General features: G+C 74.2%; 4 protein-coding genes and 1 pseudogene. 3 read left to right on the plus strand and 2 right to left on the minus strand.

From position 1 onward, the window contains the following. The 3 genes and pseudogenes from ACWDSL_RS51260 to ACWDSL_RS51270 all read left to right on the plus strand — a co-directional run. A pseudogene (locus ACWDSL_RS51260) lies at positions 1 to 185 on the plus strand (AAA family ATPase); the annotation flags it as partial. A gap of 14 nt (positions 186 to 199) precedes the next feature. After that, positions 200 to 1,576, plus strand: a complete 1,377-nt coding sequence (locus tag ACWDSL_RS51265) for a DUF58 domain-containing protein (protein ID WP_450496391.1) — start codon at positions 200 to 202, stop codon at positions 1,574 to 1,576. Next, positions 1,573 to 4,005, plus strand: coding sequence for a transglutaminase family protein (locus tag ACWDSL_RS51270; protein WP_450496385.1), 2,433 nt, complete (start codon positions 1,573 to 1,575; stop codon positions 4,003 to 4,005). The genes ACWDSL_RS51265 and ACWDSL_RS51270 overlap by 4 nt, the downstream gene beginning before the upstream one ends. A 222-nt stretch (positions 4,006 to 4,227) precedes the next feature. Here the strand turns inward: ACWDSL_RS51270 and ACWDSL_RS51275 are convergent, their stop codons facing one another. Both ACWDSL_RS51275 and ACWDSL_RS51280 read right to left on the minus strand, forming a co-directional pair. Further along, positions 4,228 to 4,629, minus strand: coding sequence for a DUF3040 domain-containing protein (locus ACWDSL_RS51275; protein ID WP_450496387.1), 402 nt, complete (start codon positions 4,627 to 4,629; stop codon positions 4,228 to 4,230). A 281-nt stretch (positions 4,630 to 4,910) separates the two neighbouring features. Further along, on the minus strand, positions 4,911 to 5,693 hold the full coding sequence (locus ACWDSL_RS51280; protein WP_450496389.1) for a methyltransferase: 783 nt from the start codon (positions 5,691 to 5,693) through the stop codon (positions 4,911 to 4,913). Positions 5,694 to 5,881: the final 188 nt, after the last annotated feature.

Consider the following 5,881-nt stretch of genomic DNA (forward strand, 5'->3'; position numbering starts at 1 on the left):
TCATCACCCACGACCTGGGGGTGATGAGGATGATCGCGGAGCCGAACTCCTGCTGGAGGTCCTTGAGCAGGTCGCTGCCGCCCGGTGCCGGTCCGGTGCCCCCGGGCGCCGGTCCGATGCCGCCCGTGCCGCCCGGGCCCCCGGTTGAGTACGGTCAGCAGCCGCCGGGCGCGCGGAGGCTGTGATGACGGCAGGGGGGATGCCCATGGCCCCCGGAGACGGCGACGGCGGCGAGGACCGGGGCGGGTTGCGCTCGGCGCTCGCCGGCCTGACCACCCGCGGCCGTTCGTTCCTGGCGGCCGGGGTGGCGGCCGCGGTGTGCAGCTATGTCCTGGGGCAGGCGGATCTGCTGCGGGTGGGGCTGCTGCTCGCGGTGCTGCCCCTGGTGTGTGTGGCCGTGGTCTACCGCACCCGTTACCGGGTGGCGGGCAGTCGGCGGCTCTCGCCCGCGCGGGTCCCGGCCGGCTCCGAGGCCCGGGTGCATCTGCGGATCGACAATGTCTCGCGGCTGCCCACCGGCCTGCTGATGCTGCAGGACCGCGTGCCCTATGTGCTCGGGCCGCGGCCCCGCTTCGTACTGGACCGGGTGGAGCCGGGCGGGCGCCGCGAGGTGTCCTATCGGGTCCGCTCGGATCTGCGCGGCCGCTATCCGCTCGGCCCGCTGCAGCTGCGGTTGAACGACCCGTTCGGGATGTGCGAGCTCACCCGCTCCTTCAGCGCGTACGACACGCTGACGGTGGTGCCGCGGGTCGAGCCGCTGCCCCTGGTGCGCTTCGCGGGCGAGGCCATGGGCTACGGCGACGGGCGGCACCGGTCGCTCGCGCTCGCGGGCGAGGACGATGTCATCCCGCGCGGCTACCGCCACGGCGACGATCTGCGCCGGGTCCACTGGCGGTCCACCGCGCGCTACGGCGAACTGATGGTCCGCCGTGAGGAGCAACCGCAGCGCGCCAGCTGCACGGTGCTGCTGGACACCCGGCGCGTGGCCCACCAGGGCTCGGGGCCGGACTCGGCGTTCGAGTGGGCGGTCTCCGGAGCGGCCTCGGCCGCGGTGCATCTGCTGGAGCGGGGCTACGGGGTCCGGCTGCTGACCGACACCGGCAGCTCGGTGCCGGGCCCGGACAGCGGGGGCGGCTTCACCGGCTCGGGCCATGACTCGGCGGACACGGCCGGGCTGATGCTCGACACCCTCGCGGTGGTGGACCACTCCGAGGAGGCCGGGCTGTCCCGGGCCTACGAGGCGCTGCGCGGAGGGAACGAGGGACTGCTGGTGGCGTTCCTCGGCGATCTGGACGAGGAGCAGGCGACGATGGTCGGCCGGATGCGGCACCGCACCGGGACGGCGGTGGCGTTCGTCCTGGACGGCGGCGCCTGGTCCCGGGGCGCGTGGGCGCCGGACCCGCGGGGTCTGGAGGAGCGGCTGCGGATGCTGCGGGAGTCGGGGTGGACGGCGCTGCCGGTCACCCCCGGCGCCACGCCGGCGCAGCTGTGGCGGCAGGCCGACGCCCAGGGCGGCATCCAGGCCGACGCCGGGCGGCCGCTGGCGGGCGGCGGTATGACAGGGGGCTGGGCATGAGCGGAAGCGTGCGACTGGCGATATGCGCCGCGCTGGCGACGATGGCGGCGGCCTGTGCGCTGCTGCCGCTGGTCGACAAGCCCGGCTGGCTTGTGCAGGCCGGCCTGCTGCTGGCGATCCAGAGCACGGTGGGCGCGCTGGCCCGCCGGGTGCCACTGGCGCGCCCGCTGACGCTGGCGGCACAGGCCGTGGTGGGCCTGCTGCTGCTCACGATCACCTTTGCCCGCCACGAGGCGCTGGCCGGGGTGCTTCCGAGCCCGCAGGCGTTCCAGGCGCTCGGGCGTCTGCTGCAGCAGGGCACGGTCGACGTGGGGCAGTACGCGATCCCGGCGCCGGTCACCGACGGCATCAAGCTGATGCTGGTCGGCGGAGTGCTGGTGATAGGTCTTGTGGTCGACGCGCTCGCGGTGACCTACCGCAGCGCCGCCCCCGCCGGGCTGCCGCTGCTCGCGCTGTACTCGGTCGCGGCGGGCCTGTCCGACGGCGGCGACGACTGGGTGTGGTTCCTGGTGGCGGCGGCCGGCTATCTGCTGTTGCTGCTGGCCGAGGGGCGGGACCGGCTGTCCCAGTGGGGCCGGGTGTTCAGCGGCGGCGCCCCGCGCCCGTACGGGATGGGGCCCTCGGGCCTGGCCGGGGCGGGCGGCAGCCCGGCGCTGGCCCCGGTCCGCACCGGCCGCAGGATCGGCGTGCTGGCGCTGGGCATCGCCCTGGCGGTGCCCGCGGTGCTGCCGTCCCTGGACGGCGGCCTGCTGGACCAGAAGAGCGGCGGCGGTGGCGGGGGCGGCGGAAATGGCACGATCTCGGCGGTGAATCCGCTGGTGTCGCTGCAGGACAGCCTGAACCAGCCGCAGAACCGCGAGGTGCTGCGGTATCGCACCTCCTCCCAGACCACCCAGGACATGTATCTGCGGATCGTCGCGCTGGACAAGTTCGACGGGGCGGCGTGGAAGTCCTCGGAGCGGCATGTCCAGGATGTGCCGGACGATCTGCCCACCCCGGCCGGTCTCGGCTCCTCCGTCCGTGTCTCCTCGATCGACACCTCGGTCCAGGCCGCCGACTGGTACGCGCAGAACTGGCTGCCCCTCCCCTACCCCGCCATGAAGGTCGACATCGACGGCCGCTGGCGCTATGAGCCGGAGGGCCGGACGCTGGTCGGCGACCGCGGCCAGACCACCCGCGGGATGCGGTACCAGGTCAACAGCCTGGTCGTGGAGCCGACCGCGGCGCAGTTGGCCGCCGCGCCCCAGCCGCCGGCGAAGCTGCTGCGGGAGTACACCAAGGTGCCGGACTCGCTGCCGTCCATGGTCGCCCGCACGGCGCGCCAGGTGACCGCGGGCGCTTCGAACGCGTATGAGCAGGCGGTGAAGCTGCAGGACTGGTTCGCCGTGAACGGCGGGTTCCGCTACGACACCAAGGTGCAGTCGGGCAGCGGCTCGGCCGCCATCGTCAAGTTCCTCCAGCAGAAGGAGGGCTTCTGCGTCCACTTCTCCTTCTCCATGGCGGCCATGGCCCGCACCCTGGGCATCCCGGCCCGGGTGGCCGTCGGGTTCACCCCCGGCACCGCGCAGGCGGACGGCTCGGTGTCGGTCGGGCTCAAGGACGCCCACGCCTGGCCCGAGCTGTACTTCGAGGGCGTCGGCTGGACCCGTTTCGAGCCCACCCCCAGCCGCGGCACCCAGCCCGACTACACGATGGAGCAGACGCCGTCCGGCGACTCCACCGATGACCCGACGCAGGCGCCCACCGCGTCCGAAGAGCCGTCGGCCGCGCCGTCGGCGTCGGACAGCTGCGCGCAGGACATGAAGAAGCTCGGCGAGTGCGGCGCGGCCCCGGGCGAGCAGCCCGACCAGCCCTCCTCGGGTGGCGGCTGGTCGGTGAGCAAGCGGGTCGGCTGGAGTTCGCTCGCGGTGCTGCTGTTGGTGATCCCCCTGCTGCCGATGCTGTGGCGGCAGCGCTTGCGGGCCCGCAGACTCAGCGGCTCGGCCGGGCGCACCGAGCAGGACGCCGCCGACCGGATCCTGGCGGCCTGGCGGGAACTGCTCGACACCGCCTGGGACTTCGGGATCGTGCCGGACGACTCCCAGACCTCGCGTAACGCGGTGGCCCGCATCGTGCGGATGGCGGAGCTCGACCAGGAGGCGACCGAGGCGGCGCGGCGAGTGGCCGCGGCGGTCGAGCAGGTGCTGTTCGCACCGCGGCCGCGTCCGGCGCCGGGCGTCGGCGACGAGGTGCGGCTGGTGCTGGCCGGATTCCGGGCCAAGGCCGGGCGATGGGACCGGCTGCGGGCGCTGCTGGCCCCGCGGTCGGCGATCCGGGTGGTCTGGGCGGCCTCGGCGCGCTGGTCCGCGCTGGTCGAGCGGTGGGGCGCGCCCCGGTGGGCACGGTGGATATCCGGGCTGCGGCGCGGCCCCCGCCGTCAGCAGGGCTGACGGGGACGAGGGACGCGACAACGAAGCGAGGGGCGGCCGCCGGATGGCGACCGCCCCTCGCTCACATACGCCCCTCGCTCAGCTACGAGATGACGCGTGCGCTTGCTCATGCGCGCTGCTGGTGCTGGATGCGCTCTGCTCGCCCCTGTACGTGTGGCCCATGTACGTGTGGCCCGTGCAGGTGTGGGCCACGCATGTGTGGCCCACCCGGACGGTCAGGGCTCAGTGGCCCTGTTCATCGCGGCGGCGCTGCCACCGCTCCTCGATCCGGCTCATCATGGAGCGGCGCTGACGGCCCTGGCGACGGGCCGCAGGCCCGCCCCCGCCCGCCTGGGGCTGCTCGCCGGGCTTGGGCGCCTTGCGCCAGCCGGTCACCGCGAGCCCGGCACACCCCAGCATGACGAGGAAGCCCACCACGCTGATCCAGATCTGCTGCGGAATGATCACGCCGACCATCAGGAGCGCAACGCCCACCAGAAAGCCCGCGATCGCCTGATAGACCCGTCGCCGGGTGTACGTGCGCAGGCCGCTGCCCTCAAGCGCTGTCGCGAACTTGGGGTCTTCGGCGTACAGCGCTCGCTCCATTTGCTCGAGCATGCGCTGCTCGTGCTCCGAGAGCGGCACGGAGTCCTCCTACTCGTCGGTCGCGGGGGGCGACCGGGGTGCGACCCTTTCAGGATAGGCAGGGAATCGCCCCCGTGAAACCCGCCCCTCTGCGCCAATTCGTCACCGGTACGCGCGTGGCATCAGTTGACGCTGAGACGTGCATTCCCCTCCCGCCGATCCGCCATGCCCGACGGTGTACCTCGATCATACGGGGCAAGGCGGCCGATCGGAGGGCCTGTGGCCTACTCCACCTGCGCCGTCCGTCGTGCGGTCACGCAGGCCGGAGGGTCCGGTAGCGGTCAGTCGCGCTCCGCGAGCACATGCAGCTGGGTGGCGACGGAGTGGAAGGCGGGCAGCTCCGCGGCGGCTGCCTCAAGTTGCAGCAGGGCGTCCAGGGCGTCCGGTTCGGTGTCGACCAGCACACCGGGCACCAGATCGGCGAAGACCCGCACCCCGTGCACCGCCCCGACCTCCAGGCCCGCCGCCGCGATCAGTCCGGTCAGCTGCTCGGGGGTGAAGCGGCGGGGCATCGGGTCGCCTGCGCCCCAGCGGCCGGCCGGATCGGCAAGCGCTTGCCGGGCCTCGGTGAAGTGGCCGGCCAGCGCCCGGGCGAGCACGGCGCCGCCGAGGCCCGCCGCGAGCACGCTGAGGGTGCCGGCCGGGCGCAGGGCCGCCGCCGCGTTCCTCAGGCCCTCGGCCGGGTCGTCGACGTACTCCAGCACGCCATGGCACAGCACCACGTCATAGCCGCCGCGCTCGGCCACCTCGAACAGGTCGGCGGCATCGCCCTGGACCCCGCGCACCCGGTCGGCGACCCCGGCCTCGGCGGCCCGCCGCTCCAGCGCGAACAGCGCGTTGGGGCTCGGGTCGACCACCGTGACGCGGTGGCCGAGGCGGGCGACCGGCACCGCGAAGTTGCCGCTGCCGCCTCCGGTGTCGAGCACGTCCAGCACACCGGGCGCGCGGTCGCCCTCGCCGGAGCCCTGGCCCACCGCCTTGACCCGGCGGTCCAGGGCGTCTTTGAGGACCTCCCACACCACGGCGGTACGGAGGGACGCGCGGGGGCGCAGCGGGTCTGACACGGCGGGTGGCTCCTCGGCGCGGTGCCGCCACCGCCTGCGGCGGTGACGACGAGTTACTGACGTCGGCGCTCCCAGCCTATTGCCTCTGGCGCGATGCTCCCGCAGCTACGGCTGGGAGGTGCCCCTGCGCTGGTCCGAGGACCGCCCGCCCCCGGCACCTCCCCGCCGGGCGCCCGGGCGGCGCTCCC

This window comes from Streptomyces sp. NPDC000941, assembly GCF_053599555.1.